The sequence below is a fragment of the Methylicorpusculum sp. genome (genome assembly GCF_030651835.1).
GTDB lineage: Bacteria > Pseudomonadota > Gammaproteobacteria > Methylococcales > Methylomonadaceae > Methylicorpusculum.
This window is the reverse complement of sequence record NZ_JAUSBX010000131.1, coordinates 1-1,584: the sequence shown is the minus strand read 5'-3', so window position 1 is coordinate 1,584 and position 1,584 is coordinate 1. Positions and strand designations below refer to the sequence as shown.

The 1,584-nt window shown below is 42.2% G+C and carries 1 protein-coding gene; it reads right to left on the bottom strand.

The window, feature by feature from the left end; translation table 11 throughout:
- Positions 1 to 276 precede the first annotated feature (276 nt).
- Positions 277 to 933 carry a DUF599 domain-containing protein gene (locus Q7V32_RS17150; RefSeq protein WP_304898205.1) on the bottom strand — a complete coding sequence of 219 codons (657 nt, stop codon included), beginning with the start codon at positions 931 to 933 and terminating at the stop codon, positions 277 to 279.
- Positions 934 to 1,584: the final 651 nt, after the last annotated feature.

Sequence of the window (1,584 nt, the reverse complement as noted above, 5' to 3'; positions counted from 1 at the left end):
GGTAACTACTCGCCCGCTTTGAATTAAGGGTGTAGGTGCTTGATTTCAAAGGACGCATCAATACGTCCCTGTAGCTCTCTGCAACATCCCTGTTGCAGAAGCCTTTTCAATCAACCACCTACACCCAATAAAATGGGAGGGGGTGAGCAGATACCGGCTTTGAATAATTTAGATCCATTATAGACAAGAAAGAGACTTTTGAATGGTAGCTGAGTTAGTTTCCATACCGGGTAAGGTATGGTTCAAATGCAAAGAAAGATATTGGCCAAATCCAGATTATTTCCCGGCTGATTGGCTGGGTACTTTATCGAGCATAGCCAGCCCGCAAATGAGTCCAATGGTGCCAAGCATCAAAAAATAAGGGCCGAAAAACCACAAAATGATCGGCAAACTAAAAAAGAAAGAACGCGTTCCCAAGGTATAAAAACTGCCCGCTTTGTTTAAAAATGCACACGTTTTTTTAAACAAAGCGTTATCCGTAGACCCGGCACCGGGTACATTGATCATATAGCCGACGTGATTGAAGTAGCGGATTGCCATTGAGAAACAATAAAAGGCAATAGAAAAATTGAGCAGCAATAATCCTAATTTTAGTTGCCATAACTCGGTGGATACGGAAACGGCCAAATGAGATGGATGCCAAGCCAGTGCCCAATGCTCAATTTTTTCGCTTAGGTTTAACGTTCCGACTATCAACAATATGGCGGTTGTAGCCATGAAGTTTGCGGCCATGACAGAGTTGCGCAAGGTTTGAATAGCCAGAATTTCCATATTCCCTCTCGTCATCACCATGGCTACCCATTGCTCGCGGATACTGGAATTTAACGAATGTAAGCTGGACTCAGGATCAAGCCGGGTACGCCGCTTCAAATAGAGATAATAAGCCAGTATCAGCAGGGAACAAATAATAAAAGCAATGATATCGTAAGACATGCGGCTATTTCCTTTTTGTTGCTTCAGGTCAAATAAAGCAGCAATTCCCAGTTTGAAATTTTCAGCGTCACTTTGGGCTGGGAAAAGCCTTTTTCCCTTTAAATTGAGAATTGCTGCAAATAAAGGTTTCAGCTCACCTTTCCCATTTTTTTGGTATAGGCCCTTAATTTCAAAAGACGCATGAATACGTACTTGTAGGTATCAGCATCATCCCTGTTGCAAGAGCCTTTTATATCAATCACCTACACCCTTTATTACACTGAGGCGAGTAGTTTCCAAATAAAAGTAAAGTAAGACTATTAGGTCGCGAGATTACTAATGTTTCCAATTTTAGGCGGATTCATCGGTTAAAGCTTTCTAAATTATCTTTAGTTACTGTAGTTTCCCAATAATTTCAACACAAACTGCCATCTGCTTGAAATGCTGGAATTATCGGAGTGGTTAGCGCAATCGATGGCTGTAATAGGCTTCCGCGCTCAGCTTTTCAGTTCTGATTGGCTTTAAGCAAAAGTATCTGCTCACCCCCTCCAATTTTAGTGGGTGTAGGTGGTTGATTGAAAAGGCTTCTGCAACAGGGATGTTGCAGAGAGCTACAGGGACGTATTGATGCGTCCTTTGAAATCAAGCACCTACACCCTTAATTCAAAGCGG